25 protein-coding genes and 4 tRNA genes are annotated in these 24,877 nt (G+C 39.2%); 7 read left to right on the top strand and 22 right to left on the bottom strand.

Features of this window, described 5'->3' with window-relative positions; all coding sequences use genetic code 11:
• Positions 1 to 45: 45 nt before the first annotated feature.
• The 14 genes from HUS24_RS09060 to tpiA form a co-directional block, all read right to left on the bottom strand.
• Positions 46 to 531: a pilin gene (locus HUS24_RS09060; protein ID WP_173911741.1), complete on the bottom strand. Its 486-nt coding sequence runs from the start codon at positions 529 to 531 to the stop codon at positions 46 to 48.
• A gap of 193 nt (positions 532 to 724) precedes the next feature.
• Positions 725 to 1,285, bottom strand: coding sequence for a TPM domain-containing protein (locus HUS24_RS09065; RefSeq protein ID WP_173911742.1), 561 nt, complete (start codon positions 1,283 to 1,285; stop codon positions 725 to 727).
• Positions 1,279 to 2,352, bottom strand: coding sequence for a YgcG family protein (locus HUS24_RS09070; RefSeq protein WP_173912527.1), 1,074 nt, complete (start codon positions 2,350 to 2,352; stop codon positions 1,279 to 1,281). The genes HUS24_RS09065 and HUS24_RS09070 overlap by 7 nt, the downstream gene beginning before the upstream one ends.
• 35 nt (positions 2,353 to 2,387) lie before the next feature.
• On the bottom strand, positions 2,388 to 2,978 hold the full coding sequence (locus HUS24_RS09075) for a LemA family protein (RefSeq protein ID WP_173912528.1): 591 nt from the start codon (positions 2,976 to 2,978) through the stop codon (positions 2,388 to 2,390).
• Between the two features lie 194 nt (positions 2,979 to 3,172).
• A complete protein-coding gene (locus HUS24_RS09080; protein WP_173911743.1) occupies positions 3,173 to 3,577 on the bottom strand; it encodes a ribosome-binding factor A in 405 nt (134 codons plus the stop codon).
• Entirely contained in the window at positions 3,577 to 6,285 is a 2,709-nt protein-coding gene (gene infB, locus HUS24_RS09085; RefSeq protein ID WP_173911744.1) for a translation initiation factor IF-2, read from the bottom strand. Before infB ends, HUS24_RS09080 begins: the two co-directional genes overlap by 1 nt.
• A gap of 10 nt (positions 6,286 to 6,295) precedes the next feature.
• Positions 6,296 to 7,780, bottom strand: a complete 1,485-nt coding sequence (gene nusA / locus HUS24_RS09090; RefSeq protein ID WP_173911745.1) for a transcription termination factor NusA — start codon at positions 7,778 to 7,780, stop codon at positions 6,296 to 6,298.
• 40 nt (positions 7,781 to 7,820) lie between these two features.
• Positions 7,821 to 8,345, bottom strand: a complete 525-nt coding sequence (rimP, locus tag HUS24_RS09095; protein ID WP_173911746.1) for a ribosome maturation factor RimP — start codon at positions 8,343 to 8,345, stop codon at positions 7,821 to 7,823.
• A gap of 223 nt (positions 8,346 to 8,568) precedes the next feature.
• Positions 8,569 to 8,645 (bottom strand) — tRNA-Met (locus tag HUS24_RS09100).
• Between the two features lie 89 nt (positions 8,646 to 8,734).
• Positions 8,735 to 8,811: transfer RNA gene (locus HUS24_RS09105), tRNA-Met, on the bottom strand.
• A 72-nt stretch (positions 8,812 to 8,883) separates the two neighbouring features.
• Positions 8,884 to 8,960 (bottom strand) — tRNA-Met (locus tag HUS24_RS09110).
• Positions 8,961 to 9,008: 48 nt separating this feature from the next.
• Positions 9,009 to 9,093, bottom strand: a tRNA-Leu gene (locus HUS24_RS09115).
• Positions 9,094 to 9,155: 62 nt separating this feature from the next.
• A complete protein-coding gene (gene secG, locus HUS24_RS09120; RefSeq protein WP_173911747.1) occupies positions 9,156 to 9,488 on the bottom strand; it encodes a preprotein translocase subunit SecG in 333 nt (110 codons plus the stop codon).
• 9 nt (positions 9,489 to 9,497) lie between these two features.
• Entirely contained in the window at positions 9,498 to 10,292 is a 795-nt protein-coding gene (tpiA, locus tag HUS24_RS09125) for a triose-phosphate isomerase (protein ID WP_173911748.1), read from the bottom strand.
• Between the two features lie 433 nt (positions 10,293 to 10,725).
• Here tpiA and pilB point away from each other — a divergent pair, with 433 nt between their 5' ends.
• Genes pilB through coaE form a run of 4 tightly spaced genes read left to right on the top strand, consistent with a single transcriptional unit; the run spans position 10,726 to position 15,160 of the window.
• Positions 10,726 to 12,438 (top strand): type IV-A pilus assembly ATPase PilB, encoded by a 1,713-nt coding sequence (pilB, locus tag HUS24_RS09130; protein WP_173911749.1) that lies wholly within the window; start codon positions 10,726 to 10,728, stop codon positions 12,436 to 12,438.
• 26 nt (positions 12,439 to 12,464) lie between these two features.
• Complete coding sequence (locus HUS24_RS09135) at positions 12,465 to 13,691, top strand: type II secretion system F family protein (RefSeq protein ID WP_173911750.1); 1,227 nt, start codon at positions 12,465 to 12,467, stop codon at positions 13,689 to 13,691.
• On the top strand, positions 13,691 to 14,551 hold the full coding sequence (locus tag HUS24_RS09140) for an A24 family peptidase (protein ID WP_173911751.1): 861 nt from the start codon (positions 13,691 to 13,693) through the stop codon (positions 14,549 to 14,551). Before HUS24_RS09135 ends, HUS24_RS09140 begins: the two co-directional genes overlap by 1 nt.
• Positions 14,552 to 14,563: 12 nt before the next feature.
• Positions 14,564 to 15,160: a dephospho-CoA kinase gene (gene coaE, locus HUS24_RS09145; protein ID WP_173911752.1), complete on the top strand. Its 597-nt coding sequence runs from the start codon at positions 14,564 to 14,566 to the stop codon at positions 15,158 to 15,160.
• Positions 15,161 to 15,223: 63 nt separating this feature from the next.
• Here coaE and HUS24_RS09150 read toward each other — a convergent pair whose 3' ends face one another.
• From HUS24_RS09150 to HUS24_RS09160, 3 genes are all read right to left on the bottom strand, one after another.
• Positions 15,224 to 16,144 (bottom strand): DMT family transporter, encoded by a 921-nt coding sequence (locus HUS24_RS09150; protein ID WP_173911753.1) that lies wholly within the window; start codon positions 16,142 to 16,144, stop codon positions 15,224 to 15,226.
• A gap of 39 nt (positions 16,145 to 16,183) precedes the next feature.
• A complete protein-coding gene (gene rlmB / locus HUS24_RS09155) occupies positions 16,184 to 16,936 on the bottom strand; it encodes a 23S rRNA (guanosine(2251)-2'-O)-methyltransferase RlmB (RefSeq protein WP_173911754.1) in 753 nt (250 codons plus the stop codon).
• 139 nt (positions 16,937 to 17,075) lie between these two features.
• Positions 17,076 to 17,399, bottom strand: coding sequence for a pyrimidine/purine nucleoside phosphorylase (locus tag HUS24_RS09160; protein WP_065993789.1), 324 nt, complete (start codon positions 17,397 to 17,399; stop codon positions 17,076 to 17,078).
• A 271-nt stretch (positions 17,400 to 17,670) separates the two neighbouring features.
• Between HUS24_RS09160 and recN the strand changes: the two genes are divergently transcribed.
• Positions 17,671 to 19,332, top strand: a complete 1,662-nt coding sequence (gene recN / locus HUS24_RS09165; RefSeq protein WP_173911755.1) for a DNA repair protein RecN — start codon at positions 17,671 to 17,673, stop codon at positions 19,330 to 19,332.
• A 69-nt stretch (positions 19,333 to 19,401) separates the two neighbouring features.
• Here recN and HUS24_RS09170 read toward each other — a convergent pair whose 3' ends face one another.
• Genes HUS24_RS09170 through HUS24_RS09185 form a run of 4 tightly spaced genes read right to left on the bottom strand, consistent with a single transcriptional unit; the run spans position 19,402 to position 22,828 of the window.
• Positions 19,402 to 20,391, bottom strand: a complete 990-nt coding sequence (locus HUS24_RS09170) for a CsgG/HfaB family protein (RefSeq protein WP_254433839.1) — start codon at positions 20,389 to 20,391, stop codon at positions 19,402 to 19,404.
• 49 nt (positions 20,392 to 20,440) lie between these two features.
• Complete coding sequence (lpoB, locus tag HUS24_RS09175; protein WP_173911756.1) at positions 20,441 to 21,037, bottom strand: penicillin-binding protein activator LpoB; 597 nt, start codon at positions 21,035 to 21,037, stop codon at positions 20,441 to 20,443.
• A gap of 14 nt (positions 21,038 to 21,051) precedes the next feature.
• Positions 21,052 to 21,456: a YcfL family protein gene (locus tag HUS24_RS09180; RefSeq protein WP_065993793.1), complete on the bottom strand. Its 405-nt coding sequence runs from the start codon at positions 21,454 to 21,456 to the stop codon at positions 21,052 to 21,054.
• Positions 21,457 to 21,475: 19 nt separating this feature from the next.
• On the bottom strand, positions 21,476 to 22,828 hold the full coding sequence (locus tag HUS24_RS09185; RefSeq protein ID WP_173911757.1) for a COG3014 family protein: 1,353 nt from the start codon (positions 22,826 to 22,828) through the stop codon (positions 21,476 to 21,478).
• 390 nt (positions 22,829 to 23,218) lie between these two features.
• On the opposite strand from HUS24_RS09185, the gene HUS24_RS09190 reads away from it, so the two are divergent.
• Both HUS24_RS09190 and ruvX read left to right on the top strand, forming a co-directional pair.
• Positions 23,219 to 23,773: a YqgE/AlgH family protein gene (locus HUS24_RS09190; protein WP_173911758.1), complete on the top strand. Its 555-nt coding sequence runs from the start codon at positions 23,219 to 23,221 to the stop codon at positions 23,771 to 23,773.
• Positions 23,766 to 24,209, top strand: coding sequence for a Holliday junction resolvase RuvX (gene ruvX, locus HUS24_RS09195; protein WP_173911759.1), 444 nt, complete (start codon positions 23,766 to 23,768; stop codon positions 24,207 to 24,209). Before HUS24_RS09190 ends, ruvX begins: the two co-directional genes overlap by 8 nt.
• Before the next feature lie 91 nt (positions 24,210 to 24,300).
• On the opposite strand, the gene ppa is transcribed toward ruvX, so the two are convergent.
• Positions 24,301 to 24,828, bottom strand: a complete 528-nt coding sequence (ppa, locus tag HUS24_RS09200) for an inorganic diphosphatase (protein WP_065993797.1) — start codon at positions 24,826 to 24,828, stop codon at positions 24,301 to 24,303.
• Between the last annotated feature and the right edge of the window lie 49 nt (positions 24,829 to 24,877).

Below are 24,877 nucleotides of genomic sequence, written 5' to 3' on the forward strand. Positions count from 1 at the left end.
AGTCAATCAAATTAATCGATTGACTTTTAAATTATTAATTAAATACTAGCGGCGACATTCAGCAGGCGCATATTTTGCAGCTAGTGTACCATTTGCTGTATTTGCAATAGTAGTTGTCGGGTTAGCTGAACGACATACCCAACTAATAGAACCATTTGAAGGAATTGTAGATCCTGTAGCTGTTCCCACTAAAGCAGCTGTACCATCTAATGGGTTTAAAATCAAAGTTTTGCTTCCACCATCAATTGCAGCAGTATATGTAATAGTAATACGACCATTGGCTGAGTTAATACCAACACTTGTTACATTTGATGTAGAACTTGGTGCAGTGAATCCACTCGCTAATGGAGTACCGTTAGCTGCATTCTCAGATACAGTCGTCTTTGCAGATGCTGCCAACGATAAACCTTCAGTAACTTTCGCACGAACCGTATAGTCCTGATAAGCAGGAATCGCAATCGCAGCAAGAATACCAATAATCGCAACAACGATCATTAACTCGATAAGGGTAAAACCTTTTTGAGCGTTCATAACACATCTCCAATATTTTAATTTTTTATAAAATCAATTATAGTTTGCGTCCTAACCCCAAAGTTATAAAACGCGAACCGTTTAACACTTTTTTATTTTTATCGAATTTGCTGTTTTTTACAACAACTAATTTATCTTGTATTTCTTTCAAAGTTTTTATGTAAAAAAGTGACACTTTGTGTCACTCTTTAAACTAGTTCAAAATGATAGGGGAATTAGGAAGTTCATTTTGATCTTGCAAATCAACTTTTTTATAATATAAATTCAATATCTTGCCTATACTTATAACACCCTCCAACACTGCATTTCTATGGCGCTTGGCTTTTAATTCAAGGATCATTTGGTCACATATATTTTGCCAGATACGTTGTTCAGTGGCATTTCTAATGCCTCGATCTATCACAATTTCAACTTTTTGTTCACATAAGTTGAGATAAAGCAAAATTCCACTATTTTTTTCAGTGTCCCAAACCCCAAGTTCTGCAAAAAGTTGCTGCGCACGCAGCCGAGTATCTTGATGATAGGCTTGATTACTTGGAATGTGCCCTTCAATGACCACCTGAATCTCACCGACATGCCCTTGTTCTGCTTGCTTAACCGCTTCTGCAATCACCATCTGATCTTGTTTTGAAAAGTAACGTTTAGATGCAGGCATATAAAAAAAATGCTTGAGCCAACGTGCAAAACTGGGTGCTACATGTTGTTGTAATTTTGGTTCCGTAACGATTTCTGTTGTATCTGTTTTACTTACCATGAGCCTGATGCACCTCCCCCGCCAAAGCCGCCACCACCGCCACTATATCCACCACCGCCACCGAATCCGCCGCCACTACTTCCACCACGCCCACCACCGCCCGAAAGGAACATCTGGAAAATGAGTTGTGCTAAAGAGGTAATGAGTAAAAAGAAAATTCCAAAGCCCAAAACTAGGCTCATCAAAATACCTGAACCGTAAATTAAACCCGCAGCAAATGCTGTCACACCAGCAACCGAAGCACTCAACCGATTTCCAATGATGAAAGAAGCAAAAATTCCAATGATCAAAATAATCATCGCCGTGGTCATGGTTCTGTCTTTTGCTTCTTGTTCCTGAATGGCTTGATCTTGGCGTGCTTTAAGTTCATCCGCAGCTTGTTTGGCTATTTCAGGGTCTAAATTTAAAACACGTTCAATTTCAGTCACACCCGCCTGGATACCCTGCCCATATTGTCCTTGTTTAAAATAAGGTGTGATTTGATTTCGAATAATTCGACTGACCATAATATCAGGCAATACGCCTTCTAAACCATAACCTGTGGCGATATGGATTTTTCGATCATTCACTGCAACGGCGATCAATAAACCATTATCTTGTTTTGCAGAACCAAGTTTCCATTGCTCTGCCACACGCATGGCAAAATCAAAAATACCCTCATTGCCTGTGGTAGGCACAATAATTACCCCAATTTGCGCTTTACCCTGATTGTGGATATTGCGAATCTGGGTTTCTAAATTTTGCTTTTCCGTTGCAGATAAAATATTGGCTTGATCAATAATAGGCTGATTTAGACTGGGAAGCTGCCGTTCAGCTTGTCCTGCGGCCATATCATTGGCAACAGTAGGAGTATTTTGACGCTGTCTTGTATCTTGTGTTGAAGTTGATGCGGTATTATTTGATGATGGGTTTTGGTTTTGGATCACCTTTCCAAGTACCACAGCATCTTCAACGCTGTCCGTTGCAGTCGCCACTTCCGCCCAAGCCAATGATTGAAAGGCAAATAGTAAAATACTGACCAACAGCATCAACCCTGTTTTCACTTTATGATGAATAACTTTGCACATTTCAATCATATTTTTCTCACTGTATTTTCAATTATTTAATTAAAATTTACAGTAGGAGCTTTGGCTGCACCAGCTTCTGCACTAAAGTTTGGCTTGGTTTTCATCCCAATCACTTTAGCTGTCATGGCTTGTGGGAATTGACGCACATAAGTATTGTAATCTTGTACCGTTTCTACATAGCGTGTACGTGCAGTACTGATACGGTTTTCTGTGCCTTCAAGTTGTACTTGTAAATCACGGAACTGTTCATTGGCTTTAAGATCTGGATAATTTTCAGTGACTGCCAATAAGCGTGATAATGCACTGGTCATTTGCGATTGTGCTTCTTGATATTTCTTAAATAATTCTGGATTTTCCAAAACTTCTTTGTCTACTTTTAAGCCTGCAACATTGGCACGTGCTTGGGTGACCTCAGTCAACACTTGCTCTTCGTGTTTAGCATAGCCTTTTACGACATTCACAAGGTTAGGAACCAAATCCGCACGGCGCTGATATTGGTTTTCCACTTCTGACCAAGCTGCGGTAACAGATTCATCTTTGGCTTGTAGTGTATTATACCCACAACCTGAAAATGCCAACGTGCTTGCAAGTGTCAGCGCCAAAGCAGCTTTTTTCATTGCGTTCATCATCTAAAACCTCAAGTATTTATTTGTATTTGTTGATATAAGTTTATTCTATACACATTTTAGAAATAGAATTGTTTAATTTATGCTATCAACACAATGTGATACGTTTGATTTGTATTCTGTATAGCTGTATTTAATTGATATTCATCCACATAAAAAAGCCACCCGTAGGTGGCTTCTTATTTAAAGAGGATTTATTCATCATCTTTTTTTGCTTCGGCAGGAGGTAAATCCTTAACTGCTTCTGCAATAAGACCAAACATATAGTTTCCGTATGCATTGGTTTTGTCATAATGGAAACGCAAACGTGGCGTTATACGTGTTTTGATGCGGTGACCAAGTTCATGACGCAAAAAACCAGATGCTTTGTTTAGGACATCCAAAGTTTCTTTATTTGCCGCTTCACTTTGTTCATCGCCTAATTCACGCCCCATTACTGTGACATAAACTTCAGCATATCCTAGGTCTGGGCTTACTTTCACCGCAGAGATGGTCACTAGACCACCTAAGCGTGGATCTTTCAGCTCTTGACGAATCAGTTCAGACAATTCTCGCTGAACTGTATCTGCCATACGCTTAAGACGCTGACTACCCGCCATTAAAGACTCCGTTTAATCAATTGAACATCATATACTTCGATCTTATCGAGTGGTTTGATGTCATTATAGCCTTTCACTGCAAGACCACATTCCATGCCTGCACGGACTTCTTCAACCACTTCTTTGAAGCGACGAAGTGACTCAAGCTCACCTTGGAAGATCACCACATCATCACGAAGTACACGAATCGGTTTGTTACGATGCAACATACCTTCAAGTACCATACAACCTGCAGCTGCACCAAATTTACTTGAGTGGAAGACTTCACGTACTTGTGCAACACCAAGAATCGTTTCACGATGCTCAGGTGCAAGTTTACCACTCATTGCCGCTTTTACGTCATCAATCAACTGATAGATCACGCTATAGTAACGAATATCGATACCATCAGCATCGGCTTTTTGACGTGCTGTATTGTCGGCACGAACGTTAAAGCCAAGAAGTACGGCTTCAGAAGATTCAGCAAGAATTACGTCAGATTCAGTAATCGCACCAACACCTGAGCTAATGACACGAACTTTAACTTCATCCGTTGATAATTCAGACAATGCAACGATTAAGGCTTCTAAAGTACCGCGTACATCTGTTTTCAATACAACATTGACAATCGGCACATCTTTTTTGCCCATTGATGCCATAAGGTTTTCAAGACGCATTGCACTTTGACGCTCAAGACGTTTTTGACGTTCGCGGTCTAAACGAGCTTCCGCAACTTCACGTGCTTTTTTCTCATCATCCACTACAAGAACTTCATCACCCGCCATTGGCGCTTCAGGGAGACCCAAAATTTCTACTGGAATAGATGGACCTGCTGATTTAATACGCTGACCATTTTCATCTGTCATCGCACGAACACGACCATAAGATGAACCAGCAAGCACTAAATCACCCACATTCAACGTACCATTTTGTACAAGAATAGACGTTACTGCACCACGACCTTTGTCAACACGTGCTTCAATAACAACACCTTGTGCTGCACCTTCTTCAGATGCTTTCAATTCTAACAATTCAGCTTGAATTGAAATCAGGTCTAGAAGTTCATCAATCCCCATACCAGAGTGTGCTGATACCATTGCTACAGGTACATCACCACCCCATTGTTCAGGTACAATTTCTTTGGTGGTTAATTCATTCAATACACGATCTGGATCAGCAGATTCTTTATCCATCTTGTTGATTGCAACAATAATTGGTGTACCTGCTGCACGTGCATGGTCAATTGCTTCTGCAGTTTGTGGCATAACGCCATCATCTGCTGCGACAACAAGCACCACGATATCAGTTGCTTTCGCACCACGAGAACGCATTGCAGTAAATGCGGCGTGTCCCGGTGTATCTAAGAAAGTAATAATGCCTTTCTCAGTTTTCACATGGTAAGCACCGATATGTTGGGTAATACCACCTGCTTCGCCTTGCGCCACTTTCGCACGACGGATGCGGTCAAGCAACGATGTTTTACCATGGTCAACGTGTCCCATAATCGTCACAACTGGTGGACGAGTGGTTTGAACACCACGTGCTTCTTCAGCTGCTTCAAGCAAGTTATCTTCTGCTTGTGTATCTGAAACAAGTACTGGATTGTGACCCATTTCTTCTACCACAAGGGCAGCAATTTCTTGGTCAATCGCTTGGTTTTGTGTAACCAATTCACCCATTTTCATAAGTGATTTGATAACTTCACGTACCTTAACCGCCATTTTTGCAGCTAAGTCAGCAACAACAATCGTTGCACCAATTTCAACATCATAAACTTGTTTTTTAACTGGTTTTTCAAAACCGTGTTTATTTGCTTGGCTGGTTTTTAAACCACGTTTATGCGGGTTATGGCTAAAAGATTGCTCTTCTTGACCACGACGACCACCTTTTTTCTGACCACGTGGATTATTGGTGTTAGCACCACGTTTAATATCACGGTCTTCTTTTGCAAAAGAGTCTTCATATGCTTGACCCACCAAACCTGCAGCCAGTGGAGAGTCGTCTACAACACGAATTGTGGCAGTGGTGTCTTCATTTGAATATTTAGACGCCATTTTACGCATTTGTTCAAGTGTACGTTGTTGCGCCTCTTCAGCAGCTTTACGACGTGCGGTTTCCTCAACTGCTTTTAATTTTGCAGCTTCAGCTTCACGCGCTTTTTTCTGTTCAGGCGTTTCAATGGTTTTAACCGTTGCTTTGGTAATTGGTTTATTCGTAGATTTACGTTTTACCACTACCGCAGCTTTTGGTGTTTCTTTTGCAGCAGTTTGCTGTTTAGCAGCAGCACGCATTTTTTCCAAATTTGCTTTTGCAGAGCTTTCAGATTTCTCTTGCTCTTTGTTTGCAACATCCGCTTTGGCTTTTTGTTCAGCCTGCACTTGTGCTTCTGCTTGCGCTTTTGCTAAAGCTTCTGCCTTAATTTGTTCTGGATTTGGCTTAGTAAACGTGTGTTTTTTACGCACTTCTACATTAATCGTTTTAGCCTTACCCGATGTACTGGCTACTTTAGCAGTACTAGTCGTTTTACGTTTCAACGTGATTTTTCCTGCGTTACCCACGTCTTGACCATGAGATTTTTTCAAATGGTTAACAAGGGTAGCTTGCTGTTCTGTTGTAATCTTGTCTTCAGCTTTCTTTTGTGGCAATCCAGCTTCACGCACCTGATCAAGGAGCTTTTCAACAGGAAGTCCTACACTGACCGCTAACTCTTTAATTGACTTATCCGTCATGTATTACCTCCTAGTTAAACCATGATTCACGCGCTTTCATAATAAATTGACCTGCTTTATCAGCATCTAAACCTTCAATATCTGCGATATCGTCAGTTGCCTGATCAGCCAAATCATCGACTGTAATAACACCACGAGCCGCTAAAGCATATGCAATTTCAGAAGTCATACCTTCCATTTCTAGAAGTTCTTGACTTGGCTCTTGAATGTTTTCTTGCTGCTTCAGCGCATCTGCCAAAGCTGCCTCTTTTGCACGACCTTGCAACATTTCCACAAGTTCAGCATCAAGCTCAATCTCATCAAATGTTTCTGCTGGAACATAAGCAATTTCTTCAAGTGAAGTAAAGCCCATTTCTACCAATGCAATTGCAAGATCTTCTTCAATATCCAGACGTGTTACAAACATATCTAAATATTGTTGTGCTTCATTTTGTTGACGAGCACGATACTCATCTTCAAGCATCATATTCAGCTTATAGCCTGTAAGTTCTGAAGCTAAACGAACATTTTGACCTTGTGAACCAATTGCACGCGCCAATTGATCACTGGTTGCAAAAATAATATCTGCTGTGCGTTCTTCTTCATCAATTACGATGCCTGATACATCCGCAGGCTCTAATGCGCTTGCGATATACTGTGCTGGATCGTCAGACCAAACCACCACATCAATACGTTCACCATTGAGCTCAGATTGTACTGCCTGAATACGTGTACCACGCATCCCAATACACGCACCGACTGGATCAATACGATGATCGTTGGTTTTCACTGCAATTTTAGCACGAACACCCGGTTGGCGTGCAGCTGCTTTAATCTCAATGATTTCTTCAGAAATTTCAGGAATTTCTTTTTTCATCAATGCGATCAACATTTCAGGTTTGGCACGTGACAATAACAATTGTGCACCACGACCTTCTTTGTTGACGCTATATAGAATCGCATTAACACGCTGTTTAGGACGAAGAATTTCTTTATGAATCATTTCTTCACGTGCTAAATACGCTTCTGCATTGTCACCTAAGTCAATGATAAAGCCGTCTTTGGTTTGTTTTTTCACTTCACCGTAGATCAATTCACCAACTTTAGACTCGTATGCGTCTGCAACCAATGCACGTTCTGCTTCACGGATTTTTTGCACAATCACTTGTTTTGCAATCTGTGCAGCAATACGACCAAACTCGATAGAAGGTACTTCGAGCTCACGAATATCACCGATTGACCATTTTGCAGGATCCACATCAGAAATCGCATCTTGGCATGCAGGCATTTCATGATCTTCATCAGCCACTACTTCCCATTGACGGAAAGTACTGTATTCACCTGTTTTACGATCAATTTCTACACGCAAACGTGCTTCTTCAGAATTTGTGCCTTCGTAGAATTTTTTCTTTGTTGCAGCTACAAGTGCTTGCTCAAGTGCTTCAAAGATCGCTTCACGACTAACACCTTTTTCATTACTAACCGTCTCTGCAACGGTAAGAATTTCACGGCCCATAAGTCACCTACTATTCAAATTCTTATTCGTTAAAATTAATTTAGTCTTGATAGATTAAATTGGCTTTGTCGATGTTATTACTGTCAATATCCAAAACTTGCTGCTTTTCAACTTCAACTTGAATCATTTCATTTTCAAGATCAACAGAGACAAGCTTCGCTTGGAATTTACGACGGTTTTCTACAGCTGCAATTAAACGTAATGCAACTTGCTGACCGACATATTGAGACATTTGTTTCAATTCAAAAAAAGGACGATCCCAACCTGGAGATGATACTTCTAATGCATACTCACCCGAAATTGGATCATGTACATCAAGAATCGCACCTACCTGCTGAGTCACACGCACACAGTCTTGTACGCCAATACCTTGACCCAACTCAACCTCACCATCTTCATTGATGACAGGTTCAGCATTTTTATCAATTTCTTTGTCAATATAGATACGTAGTAATGAACGTTTACCTTGAGGCAAAAATTCAATTCCCCACAACTCTACATCACACGCTTGCACCGCAGGAGCGATTAAATCTTGAAGTGCTTGAGTTTTATTTGATAGCTTCATTTACTCTCGTCATTTTGTGCGATTTATGGTCGAAATGACCACCACAGACCCATACACACTATAGTAGTAGTGAAACATGACACTTTAACTTTGCCTATACGGCTCATATCGACACTACACGATAGCCAATAAAAAAGGGCGAAATTCGCCCCTATTATCGCACAGTAAAGCTCAGCCCACTATGCAAAAAGACCCACCTATCTGTGAGCCCTTTTTAGAAACTTGGTAGCGGGAGCTGGATTTGAACCAACGACCTTCGGGTTATGAGCCCGACGAGCTACCAGACTGCTCCATCCCGCATCAATGCTGCAAAATTATATACAAAAAACAAAACAACTTCAAGCGTAGATTTATTTTCTGCCTTAACCAAATTGCATGTTGATTAAGATTGGTAGCGGGAGCTGGATTTGAACCAACGACCTTCGGGTTATGAGCCCGACGAGCTACCAGACTGCTCCATCCCGCATCAATATTGCAAATATTTATCTCAATTTAACATAAATTGTCTATTTTAGTTTGCATCTAAAATAGAGTTGATTGGTAGCGGGAGCTGGATTTGAACCAACGACCTTCGGGTTATGAGCCCGACGAGCTACCAGACTGCTCCATCCCGCATCAACAGATTTTGCTGCATACACCAACTTAAACTTCTGGATTATAAGTTGGTGCGGAAGGGGGGACTTGAACCCCCACGCCCGAAAGCACTACCACCTCAAGGTAGCGTGTCTACCAATTCCACCACCACCGCAGCTGTGACGCATTCTAGTAGCTTGCGTCGCAAATTGAAAGGTTTAATTGCAAAATTTGCATTTATTTTGGTGCAGTTGGTGAAGTTTCACCCGTATTTTGCTGTGTGGCTGGCGCAGGCTGTGATGTGGTTTGTACAGTTTTCAAACCATATGCATCTGAAGTTTGTTTTTTTGCAAATACCGCAAGACTAATACTGGTCACAAAAAACAACGCCGTCAAAATCGCAGTTAAACGTGTCAAAAAGTTAGCTGAACCCGATGCACCAAACACTGTTGCAGCACCACCGCCACCAAAAGAAGCACCTGCATCTGCACCTTTACCGTGTTGTACAAGAATCAATACGATCATCAATACGGCTAAAATGATATGTACTACCAGCACAAAACTATGCATGCTGAACTCCTATTCTTTTGATTTTGCGAAAGCTTGAGCAATTTGATAAAAAGACTCAGCATTCAAAGAGGCACCACCCACAAGTGCGCCGTTAATATCTGCACATGCAGCCAACTCAGCTGCATTTTCAGGTTTTACACTACCACCATATAAAATTGCAATGTTCGCACCCAATGGCGTAATTTGTGATAAACCCTCACGAATTTTGGCATGCATTGCTTGAGCATCTTCAGGTGAAGCTGTTTTACCTGTACCAATCGCCCAAATCGGCTCATAAGCGATAATAATATTGCGCCATTGCTCAGCTTTTACAAGTGCGGCAATATCACAAATTTGTTGTAAGACGATATGTTCTGCCTGACCTGCTTCACGTTGTTCTAGACTTTCACCAACGCAATAGATAATTTTTAAATCTGCATTTAACGCATTTTTAACTTTTTCTTGTACCACATTAGCAGTGTCACCAAAAAGTTCACGGCGCTCAGAATGTCCAATTAAAACATAGTCAATGCCACTATCTTTTAATAACTCAGCACTCACTTCACCCGTATAAGCGCCAGTACCTGCCATGCGTGAAAGATCTTGTGCAACACTCACAATTTTACTCGGTGCATCTATAAATTGTTGCTGAACAGAAAGTAAGGCGATTGCAATCGGTGCAACCCCAATATGACATTGTTGTTCAAAAATAGGTTCTTGCTGTAATTGTTGCTTTAAATCTTGGATGAGTTGCTGCGAATTCGCTTGCATTGGGTTCATTTTCCAATTGCCGACAACCCAAGGAATAATCGTCGAACCCGACATACACTTAACCCTTATTCGAAAAATGTGCACATTCTACACGGATTTTTAATTATTTATGCTTTTTTCTTTATCCGCCAGTTGCAAATTTCAAGAATAGATCGCTACCGAATAAATAATTTTGTAACAAAATGACCGATAACCATATAAATATGCGCTTAATTTGTATTTTAAAGGCAAAAAAGTATGTCAAGTGCTTTAGCTTGATACAATCTTTGGTTAATATAATTATTATTCAAAATACTTAGTTGCTACTTTAAATCCATTTTACAAATGAAACGCAAAGTATGGGGATACTTTGGGTTGAATGTATTAAGGTGAGTACATCAAACTTGTAGAGATATCTATAAAAGATCCATAAATAAGAAATCTTCAGATATTGATCTTTTTTGTAAAGTCTAAGTATTTAAATTATAAAATAAAAGGTGTATTGGGGATGGCGTTACAACAAGGTTCTCCGAAGTTTTCGGGATTTATTCGTCGCTTAGTCGATGACGGTGTTCTTTCTGCGCAGCAAATGCAGTCTGCGTTAGACAATGCCAAGAAAAATAAGCTCAATATTGTGGCTTATTTGATCGAGTATGCAAATTTAAAACCTTTACAGCTGGCTGAAACCATTGCTTTAGAGTTTGCCGAACCATTATTTGACTTAGATAGCTTTGATAGTGCGCAATTTCCTAAAGATGTCATTGAAAGCAATCTCTTAAATAAGCACTTAATGTTACCTTTAGTTCAACAGGGTAATGTTTTATATATTGCGATCAGTGATCCGACCAATATCGAAGCACTTGATGCAGCACGTTTTAATAGCCGCTTGAATATTGAAGTAGTTATTGTTGAACACAACAAGTTAGTTAAATGTTTAGAAAAATATTTTACAGAAGAAACAAGCTTTGATTTTGGTGATGATGATCTGGATGTTGATATTATTTCAACAGATGAACTAAGCTCAACAGATGATCAAGATGATAAATCTGGAGATGAAGCACCTATTGTAAAATATATCAACAAGTTACTTGTTGATGCGATTCGTATGGGTGCCTCTGACTTACATTTTGAACCTTATGAAAAATCTTATCGAGTTCGTTATCGTGTAGACGGTGTACTCAGAAGTATTACCAATCCCCCACTACAACTTGCTACCCGCTTGGCATCACGCTTAAAAGTCATGTCACAAATGGACATTTCTGAAAAACGTATTCCTCAAGATGGTCGTATTAAGCTCAAACTCTCTAAAACTAAAGCCATCGACTTTCGTGTCAACTCGCTTCCTACTTTATTTGGTGAAAAGCTTGTACTGCGTATTTTAGACCCATCAAGTGCAATGTTAGGTATTGATGCATTGGGTTATGAGGAAGAGCAAAAGGCTTTGTTTATGGAGGCCTTAGAGAAGCCGCAAGGCATGTTACTCATTACGGGTCCTACAGGTTCAGGTAAAACCGTTTCCTTATATACAGGCTTAAATATTCTAAATACAGAAAGTTCAAACATTTCGACTGCCGAAGACCCTGTGGAAATCAACTTAGAAGGGATTAACCAAGTCAACGTCAATCCTAAAGTTGGTCTCACCTTCTCTGTGGCTTTAAAATCTTTTTTACGTCAGGATCCTGATATTATCATGGTCGGGGAGATTCGAGACTTAGAAACTGCAGAAATTGCCATCAAAGCAGCACAAACTGGACATATGGTGATGTCAACGCTACACACCAATAGTGCCCCAGAGACATTGACACGTTTAAGAAATATGGGGGTTCCTTCCTTTAATATTGCAACCTCAGTCAATCTTGTTATTGCTCAGCGTTTGGCACGTCGCTTATGTCCACACTGCAAAGCACCGATTGAAATTCCTAAAAATAGCTTATTAGAAATGGGTTTTACTGAGGAAGATATTGCCCATCCAGATTTTCAAATTTTTCAACCTGTCGGATGTCCAGAATGCCGTGAAGGCTATAAAGGTCGAGTTGGGGTTTATGAAGTCATGAAAGTAACACCTGAAATTTCAAAAATTATTATGGAGGATGGTAATGCACTTGAAATTGCAGCAGCATCTGAAAAACTGGGGTTTAATAATTTGCGACGTTCAGGTCTCATCAAAGTTATGAATGGGCTAACATCACTACAAGAAATTAATCGCGTCACAAGCGAATAAACAAAATACAAAAAGGAAATAGAGCTATGGCAGTCAAAAAAGCGCAAATGATGCCGACATTTATTTATGATGGGGTTGATCGTAAAGGCGTTAAAATTAAAGGGGAATTGCCTGCGCGTAATATGGCTTTAGCAAAAGTCACATTAAGAAAACAAGGCATTAACATTAAAACTATTCGAGAGAAGAAGAAAAATATTCTCGAAGGTTTAATGAAAAAGAAAGTATCAACTCTAGACATTACTATTTTTACTCGTCAGCTTGCCACCATGATGAAAGCTGGTGTCCCTCTCGTTCAAAGCTTTGAAATTGTAGCCGAAGGTTTAGACAACCCAGCAATGCGTGAAGTTGTTTTAGGGATTAAAGGCGAAGTTGAAGGGGGTAACACTTTTGCAGGTGCTTTAAAAAAATATCCTCAGCATTTTGATCGCCTCTTTTGCTCATTGGTTGAATCAGGTGAACAATCTGGTGCTTTAGAAACAATGTTAGATCGGGTTGCTATCTATAAGGAAAAGAGTGAGCTTTTAAAACAAAAAATTAAAAAGGCCATGAAATATCCGATTGCTGTTATTATTGTTGCAATTGTAGTTACTATCATTTTGATGGTTAAAGTTGTACCTGTTTTCCAAGATCTATTCTCATCATTTGGCGCTGACCTTCCTGCGTTTACCCAGATGGTGGTTAATATGTCTAAGTGGATGCAAGAATATTGGTTTATCCTTATTCTAGGAATTGGCATAGCTATTACAGCCTTTTTAGAAACCAAAAAACGCAGTAAAAAATTCCGTGATTTCTTAGATAAAGCGGCATTGAAAGCCCCTATTTTTGGTGACTTGGTCTATAAAGCCATTATTGCACGCTATAGTCGTACACTTGCAACCACTTTTGCAGCAGGTGTTCCCTTGATTGATGCCTTAGAGTCTACGGCAGGTGCGACCAATAATGTTGTTTATGAAGAAGCCGTCATGAAAATTCGTGATGATGTGGCTACAGGTCAGCAATTACAATTTGCCATGCGTCTTACCAATAAATTCCCCTCAATGGCGATTCAAATGGTGGCAATTGGTGAGGAATCAGGTTCTTTAGATGCGATGTTAGATAAGGTCGCAACGCATTTTGAAAATGAAGTTGATAATGCCGTTGACGGTTTAACCTCCATGATGGAACCCTTAATTATGGCGGTATTGGGGGTGCTTGTCGGTGGTCTCGTGATCGCAATGTACCTTCCGATTTTCCAAATGGGTTCAGTAGTCTAATGACTGATATTTTGAATTATTTCATCACAACACCAAGTGCTCTTTATTTTGTTGTTGGCGTACTTAGTTTATGCATTGGTAGTTTTTTAAATGTTGTGATTTATCGTACACCAAAAATGATGGAGCAAGAATGGCAACAAGAATGTCAACTTCTGCTCCATCCTGAACAAGCCATCATTGACCATCAAAAGCTCACATTAAGTACACCTGCGTCTACTTGTCCCAAATGTAAATCACCGATTCATTGGTACCAAAATATCCCTGTAGTGAGCTGGTTATTTCTCAAAGGAAAATGTGGTACTTGCCAAAACCCAATCAGTATTCGCTATCCATTTATTGAAGTATTAACAGCTTGTTGTTCACTCTTGGTTGTGGCTGTTTACGGCCCTACACTTGCGATGTTGTTTGGTTTAATTCTAACTTGGACACTTATTGCTTTAACTTTTATTGACTTTGATACGCAATTATTACCTGATCGCTTTACTCTACCTCTTGCCGCACTGGGTTTAGGTGTGAATAGCTTTGCTATTTATACTTCAGCAAATGCTGCAATTTGGGGCTATATCATAGGCTTTTTATGTTTATGGATAGTCTATTATCTATTTAAACTCATCACGGGCAAAGAAGGCATGGGCTATGGTGATTTTAAATTACTCGCTGCACTAGGAGCATGGATGGGGCCTCTTCTATTACCCCTCATTGTGCTTTTATCTTCTTTGGTTGGTGCAATTATTGGAATTATTTTACTCAAAGTCCGTAAAGAGAATCAGCCTTTTGCATTCGGTCCTTATATTGCGATTGCTGGCTGGATTGCTTTTTTATGGGGTGAGCAAATCATGAAAGTCTATTTAGGTCAGTAAAAAGGTAGAAAAATGAAGTTCGTGCTGGGTTTAACGGGTGGAATTGGCAGTGGTAAAACTGCAGCAACACAATGGTTTGAAACACAAGGTATTCAAGTTATTGATGCAGATATTGTGGCTCGAGAAATTGTAGCAAAAGGTCAACCAGCATTAGCACAAATTGCAGAAAGTTTTGGTGAATGGGTACTTTTAGACAATGGTGAACTTGATCGTCGTGCATTACGAGAGCATATTTTCAAAGATTCAACGGCTCGCCATACATTAGAAGCGATAACCCACCCTGCTATTCGTATATCAATTATTCAACAACTCCAAGCTGCTACAAGCCCTTATGTAATTTTAGTTTCTCCACTTTTATTTGAAACCAACCAACATGAACTTACTCAACATACACTCTTGATTGATGCTACTGAAGAGTTACAAATTTTCAGAGCATCACAACGTGATGGACAAAATGTAGCGCAAATTAAAAATATCATTGCTGCACAAATGCCACGCTCTGAAAAACAAAAACTTGCTGATGACATTGCGCTGAATGATGGACGTCTTGACCATTTATATGCACATTTAAAGCCCTTACATGAAAAATATCTCAAAATGGCTGAGTAGCTTTTTATGCTTAAATGATTGAAAATTCATAAGCTTTTAATTTATGAGTTTTCTAATCAACACTTATTGTTTATTCTTCTGCTGATCCAATTGCGCTTGCAAACTGTCTTTACGTCCTAACCAACGCCAAGGTTGCAACGCCCCAATTCCCATACCAATCAAACCACAAACAATTGCCAAACTTAAAGGCTCATCCAAGAGTGGCACTGCAATAATTGCTGCAATAAAAGGTGCTAAAGTCACAATACTTCCTGTCTGAAATGCACCTAATCGCTTAATTGCTTCTACATAAGCCAGTGTCGCCACGATCACCACAAAAACACCATGAAAAATGGTTTGTATAGCCAAATGTGGCAATGTCGCTTGATCTAAATGCTTGGGTAAAAAAAATAAATAAATCGGTACATAGACCAGTGCCGACCAAATCGCAACACCTGCCATGCTATGCCACGCAGATAACTTCCATTGTTTTAACAGAACGGTAAATATGCCCCACCACACGGCACTCAAGAAAAACAAAGCATCGCCAAAACTAAAAGCAACACCTGTTTCCTGATACATCAAATAGCTCATGCTTGCAATTGCAGTCAGCATAATCGTTAAACTGATCCACGTATGCCGATCAAAAGGCTGTTTAAAGAGAAAATACGCCGCCAACGCTGTACACAAAGGCAAACAACCGTTCAGAAAAATGGCAGCATGCGCAGCAGGCACATAGTGAAAAGCGCTATAAGATGTTAAGCAATAAGTCACGCCACCTAACATAGCCAAAATAAAAGGCTCTTTTTTCCATAAAAAAGCCGTATCTTTTTTATAAATAAGAATCGGCATCAATATACAAAATGCCAAACTAAAGCGTAATGCTGTAATATCCCAAGGACTGATATGCCATAGCGCATTCAGCCTTGATGTAATTGTAAAACCTCCCCAAATACACATGGTGATTGCTACAAAAACATAGCCTTGCGTACGGGAGGTCATCATGATCTTTCTCGAGTTTTAACAATAATTAGGATATATCGCTTAGTCAACTTGACGTTGACGACACGCTTCGTACAGAGCCATACCTGTAGCCACACTAACATTCAAACTTTGTAGATTTCCAGCCATTGGAATAAATACAGTTTGATCACATTGTGATTGGGTAATTGGACGCAAGCCTGTATCTTCAGCCCCCATCACTACACAGACAGGCGTACCAGTAAAATCAAATTGCTGAATTGGCATTGCCTTTTCATCCAACATTGTCCCCACCACACGCACATTAAAGTCTTGTTTGATTTGCCCTAAAGTACGCGCCAAATTGGTCACTTGGATAAATTTCACTTTTTCAGCCCCGCCCGCTGCAACTTTACGTGCAGTTGGGGTCAAACTTGCTGAACGATCACGTGGCACAATCACCGCAGCAACCCCCATTGCTGCTGCTGTACGGATACATGCACCTAAGTTATGTGGATCAGTGACTTGATCAAGTGCCAATAACAACGGTTGCGGAGTACTTTGCAAAAGCTGATCCAAGTCTTTTTCATTTAAGCTTGGATGTGGACGTACTGCAGCCACCACACCTTGATGAAATGGTAAACCTGCCAATTTCTCCAAAGTATCTCGACTGGCTTTTTGAATACTAATGCCAAAAGGTTCCGCCATTTGCAAAATATGTTGCAAACGCTGATCATCACGTCCTTTTAGGGTAAAAAGGGTTAAAACACGTTCTGGTTCCAACTCCAATAATGACTCAACTGAATGCACGCCATAATAATATTCGGGCTTCGCCATGAACGACCTCTAAATCATTAAAACCGAGAATAGAAAAGAAAAATCCTGCAAAGCCAACTTTACAGGATTTCATGATGTGCTTAGTTTAACCGATTTAAGCTTAAAATGCCTTGCTTATCTTCGATTGAATCAACTTTGCTTAGCCTTCTAAATGACAGACATAATCGAGGACATCATCTGTTTCAATTTTGAAACGGCTATTGCCAGGCACATAAAAAGACTGCCCTGCACGGAATAACTCACTTTCTGCATTATCTGCAATCTTTACACGACATTCACCAGAAATAATTTCCATACGTTCAGGCACATGCGTTTCAAAAGTCAGCGCTTCTTCAGTCGGTAAAATTACGCCAAGTGTTTTTTTCGTCCCATCTTCAAACTGTACTGTGTGGCTAATACATAAACCACCAAAATAAACGTTTGATTTTTTTATCACTGATACATGATCAAACTGAGTAGGCATGCGTATTCTCCAGATAATGCGCATTAAAATTATGATGTTCGATCTAGTTTAATTGTACTGCTCAAACTAATCAATCTCTTGTTTCAGCAAAATAATTTCGCTTCAAACAGACATTTCTTTAAAAATTAAATTATCGAGAAAATCACTATTTTTTCATGGGATTTGCGCTAGAATACTCAAAATTCGTCATGATTTAAAACCTATACAGACTTGTGACAAAAACAAAACTTGACTATCTTAGAGCTGAACTTTTCGCAGCTTGGATGCGTGTATGCTGACACATTTAAATCTACTTAATTTTGCTTTGGCAGATAACCTTGCAATTGATATTGAACAAGGTTTTAATGTTTTAACAGGTGAAACAGGCGCAGGAAAGTCATTACTTTTAGATGCATTATCAGCATGTCTCGGCGAACGAACTGATACTAACTATGTGCGTTATGGCGCTGAAAAGGCAGATGTGACTGCAGTGTTTAGCTATCAGGAAAATAGCCCTGAAGATTTATGGCTAAAAACCCATGAGCTAGATGATGAATCAGGTGAAATTCATTTAAGGCGTGTGATTTTTGCCACAGGCCGCAGTAAAGCATGGATTAATGGCCGTCCAAGTAGTTTATCTGAGTTGAAAGAGATCGGGCGTTTATTGGTTCAATTGTATAGTCAGCACAGTCAGCAACAACTTTTAGAACCACCTTATCCTAAACACTGGCTTGATCGTTATAGTGATTTTCATCGTCCTGCCCAAGATGTACGTGATGCTTATAGCACATGGCAAAAAAATATCAAAAATCATCAAGCAGCTTTAGATGCACAAGTGACTCGCTTACAACGTATTGAAACTTTAGAGTTGCAGCTTGAAGAACTTGAAGATGTCATTGCCACAGATTACAAAGAGATCGAACAAGAATTTGACCGCTTGAGCCATCATGAGCATATCATGCAAGACTGTAGCTATAGCCTAAATGTGTTAGACGAATCTGAACAAAATATCACCCAAGAATTGTCTTCTATTTTACGTCGCATCGAATCTCATTCTGGTCGTAGTGAGCAGCTTTCTGAAATTTATAATTCAATGTTAAATGCGCAAAGTGAATTAGAGGATGCGACATCCAACTTACGTCAATTTATTGATCGACAAAGTTTTGATCCTGAGCGCATGGAACAACTCAACTCACAATTAGAAATTTTCCATCGTTTAGCAAGAAAATATCGCACGCAACCTGATGAGTTGAAACAACAATATGAAGATTGGCAACAAGAATTTCAACAGCTCCATCAACTTGAAGACCCTGAAACTTTGGCTGAACAGGTTGAGATTTCTCACCAAGACTTTTTAAATAAAGCACAACATTTAGACCAAATTCGTAGAGAAGCAGCGATTCCACTTGCCAAACAACTCACGGAACAAGTGAAACAACTGGCACTACCTGAAGCACATTTTGAATTTCGTTTTGATCCATTAGAACAAGTTTCAGGCGAAGGACTAAGCTTTATTCAACTCCTCTTTACTGCCAACAAAGGTATTCCTGCACAGCCACTGGCACGTGTGGCTTCGGGGGGTGAATTGTCACGTATTGCTTTGATTATGCAAGTGATGAATGCTGAGAAAACAGAGTCTGAAGTTTTGGTTTTTGATGAAATCGATGTCGGTATTAGTGGTGGTACTGCGGAAATTGTAGGGCGTTTATTGGCAAGTCTAGGGCAGCATGTACAAATTTTATGTATTACTCATCAAGCTCAAGTTGCAGCCCAATCAGACCAACATTTATTGGTGAAAAAATTACAAACTGATCCTGCAAGTAGCACCATCATCGAACTTGAAGAAGAGCAGCGCATTTTAGAATTAGCACGTATGACAGGTGGTGTAGAAATCAGTGAAACAACTTTGCAACATGCCAAACAATTGCGTCAACTTAAATTCCAACATGCTTAATTTAAATTTATGTTAGAAAATAAAAAACCAGTGAAGCATCACTGGTTTTTTATTGTAAATAATCAAAACTTACCACTTAATTGGTTTTTCACTTGAACCTGGTGTCATGTCATAGGTTGGAGTAAAGCTTGAACCTTGCGAACCATAGTTAACATTTGGTTGTAGTTTTAAACCCACTAAAATTTCCTGACTTAAATTTTGAGCCAAGGTTTCTGCACTGCTGTTATCTAAATTATTATTTAACAGATTTTGTACCGAGTTTTTGGGTAACGCACGGTTAAAGGTTCCTGATGCCATCACTTTACTGGTATTTGCTTCAATCACACGCCAAGTTAAGCGTACTTGTTCAGCACCTTGATTTAAACCATACATTTGCTGTGAACTTGCCGCAGACAAATCATTGATACGCCCAACCAATAAATAGTCCGCACCAACTTTTTGCCCAATACGTGCCATCTCATGTGGTGCGCCATCCCATTGTAAAAATGCATTTTCATATTGCATTTCATCAATATAATGACGATCTAACAAACTTAATTGACCTGATTGCGCTAAATGATTACCCAACGCATCTGCCAATTCTTCGCTAAACTCACCTGCTGAATCCGCTTGAGCTGAGCGATTATTTTTTTCATAAAACTGAAATGGCAGCACTGCAATACGTCTTAAATGTTGATCTTGCACCGTCGATTGATATTGAACCACATGCGCACGAACACGTGCTCGATAGTTATTTTTTGAACCACTTACACTCAGTACTTGGAACTTCGTCACTGAACCAGAGCCAACACTGTCCACACTAAACACAGGCGAAACCTTACCTGAATAGCTCCAATTATTACCATTCATAGACATATTCACAGTTTCTTCAAGGTCTGCACGTGGCGAAACTGTTGCACCATTCACTGACTGCACTGCCACCAAAAGTGCTTCAGAAATCGCTTGATGCTGTGTTGCACCACTCCCTGATGCTTCTTTCACCACTTCTTTTAATGCAGCAAATGCCGATGAGCATACACCTACAGCCAGCAACGCTGAAAATACAATTTTTTTCATCATTATGATTATCTCGTGCAACTGCTTTACAAAGCAGTTGCAACCTTATCAATTACAAACCAAAAGTAGAGCGTTTAGCTGACTTACGAATTTCTTTTTCGCTGGTCCACTCAACAATACCTGTTTGAATATTTTGAAGTTTTAAAGTGAATTTATAATATACATCACTCTTACCACCTGCATTTTTCACAATGCTTGATAAATTACCATTGAGCATATATTCAGCACCAATATGACCACCTGCTTTCACAGATGTCGATTGATTCACCAAACCACTATTTTTTTGGTAGTTCAATTGCTCAGCCATTGCATTTGCTGCAGTCATATCAACAAAACGGAATTTACCTGAATTGATCAATTTATTTTGAATGGTATCAGTGATCGATTCCGTATCAATATGCTCTTGGGTTTTGTTGCGAATACGATCCACAAACATCACTGGACGACGGTTTTGCGTCAACTGAACGACTACAGGGAAAGTCAACATATCGTCGACCATTTTGTCCGCAATCATTTGTAAATCCGTAGAACCAAAATCTTTGGTTAATGATTCAACAGCTTGCGCATCGCCATAACTAACATTGGTACTTGCACAACCTGTTAACACTGACGCAGCAAAAAGTGATGCAACAATAAATTTAATTTTCATGAATTTTATCCTAATTAATCATTCTTCAAATAAACAACAACATCGACAGCCGATGGATTTGGTGCAACGGATTGCACAGTTTTTACTTCACGACCTGTCAATTGGATCGGTTTCCAACGTGAACCTTCTGGGTTAATTTCCATGCCTTGTGCATCTACCCAAACAATTTTATATTCAAAAGAGCGACTGACAAACCAGCGGTCTTTAATTGCAAGTGATACTTTTTTCAAGTCACCCACATAAGTCATATTGATACGATCCACACCAACTTTGGTACTTAACACGGGGTTATTACTAATCGTTTTTACACTATAACTACCATCCGCCGCAGTTTGGGTAGACAATGAATTCGGTGCAGTACATCCCACAAAAGTTGTAGCAAGCACACCCGCAAAGATCAGTTTTAAAGCTGTTTTCATAGGTTTCTCGGTTTTTTAATTAATGATTGATTGCACTAACACTGGTTGAAATTTTATTATTAACATCATTGACATACACAAAAACAGTCTGGTTTGGACTCGCATCTACTTTAATGGTGTCACTCATAGCGCCATTGCCTGAAATTTGTAAATTATGACTTCCTGGTTTTACTTCAAAACGTGCAATTTGCGTATTACTTGGCAAAGTTGACCATGTTCTTAAATCTGCACGTTCTGTGGCAACGTTCATTAAGTTACCTGCAAGCTGCCCCAAAGCCCCCAAATGTTGTCCTAATTGTTGCTGTGCAACAAACTTCGTAGTGGCACGAATAATTTGACTTGATACAGTACCAGTGGTGCGTTCTTTTAATTCTTTTACAGCCAACGCACCAATATCATTCAGTACAAAACTTTGCTGTGCTTCACGCTCGCCTAAACGGACACGTAAGCTCTGCGGTACGGTATAGGTACTCGGCTCATAGGTAGCAAAAGCGATATTAACAATGCCATTTGGAACAGGAATCACTAATTTATTTTCAATTTTCTTTGGGACAATGCCTTGTTCAATAAACACCACAACAGGCACAGTATCTTTGCTCTTTGCTACCATGCGATCTAAACGCTGTACGTCTTTTGCAATATTACTGTCAGCTTGTAATTCATAAGCTTTTTTATAATCCACCAATGCATCGTTATATTCACCCAATGCTTCCCACAAGTTTGCCGCCATGTAAAAAGCATAGGCATTTTGATAGGTGTTTTTAATGCGTCCTGCTATTGGATCTAAACCAGAAAATGCTTCATCTAAATTATTCATCGCTTGTGCATTTTCTTGCTTGGCTTTTTCTTTTTCAGATTTTTTTTCTAATTCTTTTTCGTGATTAATTTCAATTTCACGTTGAATCCGCTGCGCAATACGCATTTCAACGCCTGCTGCCTCTGCATCTTTTAAATAAATATAGTTTTTTGCTTGAGAAATATGTGCCAAAACTTGTTCATAAGGAGGCACATCATAAGGCACGATTGAATCATTACTTAACATCGACAAGGCTTTAAAACCTAAACGTGAAGCACTAACCTTTGCTCGATTATTTTGCTTATCGAGTAACTCAAAAGCTTTTTTATACAATTGACTGCTTTCTTCGTATTGTTGATTGACCTGCAAAACACGTGCTTTTTCTAAGTGATACAAAATTGCATCTTTAGAATCCATTTTTTTATCAAGTGTTGCAGCAAATGAAGTTGGCATTGTTGCATTTAAACTACTTCTAAATGCCATCCCCTCATCGTCATAACTTCCAAAAACCCCTGCTTGAGAATTTACGGATGTCGCCAATAAAATGAATAGTAATTTGTTATTAAAACGTTTCATAAAAGTTAGATTTTAGAATTGTAGTACGTGAATAATACAAATTTATACAATTCGTTTCAATAAACAAACCCTACATACTCAATATCTACATTTCTTATTCATTTAAAAAAGTTAAATAAAAAATAGAGTATTTATTCTAAGTAAAGATATTTATTGGCTTTTTATTAAGCTAAAGTACAGAATATAATGAAGTGCTACAGCGTAAAAAATACTTTTGTTTGGTTAATTATTCAGCAAAATATATTTTATCTCATGTAAATTATTTCAAGTTTTTATATGATTGTTCATTTATTTTAGAAAAATTACCCCAATATAGCATAAATAAGTTATGGTATTTTAAAATGATTTCAGAATTTTTTAATATTTTAAAGAACAAGGAGCAGCCTTTCGGTGACTAAACAATATTTAAAACATCGTTGTCTAATTGCACCACCCGATATGACGGATGATTTTTTTTCACATACGGTGATTTATATTGCACGACATGACGATGACGGCGCACAAGGAATCATTGTCAATCGACCTACAGGCTTACAAATTAAAGAGTTACTCAGCGATTTAGAAATTGAAGCAGACCACGTTCACCCACATGAAGTATTACAAGGTGGACCTTTACGCCCCGAAGCAGGTTTTGTCTTACATACTGGACAACCAACTTGGCACTCCTCTATTGCCGTTGGCGAAAATATTTGCATCACCACCAGTAAAGATATTCTAGATGCAATTGCACATAATGAAGGGGTTGGACGTTATCAAATTGCGTTAGGATATGCCAGTTGGGAAAAAAACCAGTTAGAAAATGAAATTGCGCGTGGCGACTGGCTGATTTGTGACTCAGACATGGATTTAATTTTTAATTTACCTTATGGCGAGCGCTGGGATGCGGCTTATCGTAAAATAGGCATTGATCGTACTTGGTTATCTTCTGAGATTGGACATGCCTGATTTATCCCAACCCCAACTTATTTTAGCTTTTGATTTTGGTACGCAAAAAATGGGGATGGCAGTTGGCTCATCATTGATTGAAAGTGCGACGCCTTTAAGTTTATTTGCCATGAAGGATGGAATTCCGAATTGGGATGAACTGCTCAAAATCGTCAAACAACATCAACCCAATCTGTTTTTGGTCGGTTTACCTTTAAATATGGATGATACGGAGTCTGAACTTTCAACACGTGCACGTAAATTTGCTCGTCGTTTACGTCATCAAACCAATATTGAAACCTTAATGGTAGATGAGCGTTTGACAACACGTGAAGCACGAGATGAACTTGAGCATTATCAAGCTCAAGGTCGAGCAAAAAAACTGGCTGCGGATAGTATTGCTGCGGCATTGTTTATTGAAAGTTGGTATCGCAATCCCGAAGGGATTAATCCTTAATTTTTATAAGATACTTTTAGTTTTTATTTTCCATAAAAATTGGGTGATCATTTGACCACCCAATCGAATTTGAATTTGAAATCAATTCAAATTATTTTTTAGCAGCTTCGATTGATTTCAATACTTCAGCTTTAGCCACTTCAGAACCTTCCCAACCTGTCAATTTAACCCATTTACCTGGCTCTAAATCTTTGTAGTGTTGGAAGAAGTGTTCAATTTGGTTGATCAATAATGGTGGAAGATCGGTATATTCTTGAACATCTTTATAAAGCGGTGTTAATTTTTCGTGCGGTACTGCAACCAGTTTCGCATCGATACCACCATCATCTTCCATGTTCAATTTACCCACTGGGCGGCAACGAATAACTGAACCATGTACCAAAGGATGTGGTGTGACTACTAATACGTCTAATGGGTCGCCATCTTCAGACAATGTATTTGGTACATAACCGTAGTTTGCTGGATAGAACATTGCAGTACCCATGAAACGGTCTACAAATAACGCATCAGAATCTTTATCTACTTCATATTTGATTGGAGATGCATTTGCAGGAATTTCAATGATCACATAGATGTCATTTGGTGCATCTTTACCCGCAGGGATATTGCTATAGCTCATAGGATACTCTTTTTAGTGAAAACCAATTTTAAAATCTGGTCGATTATAA

This window comes from Acinetobacter sp. Marseille-Q1618 (genome assembly GCF_902809855.1).
Classification (GTDB): Bacteria; Pseudomonadota; Gammaproteobacteria; order Pseudomonadales; family Moraxellaceae; genus Acinetobacter.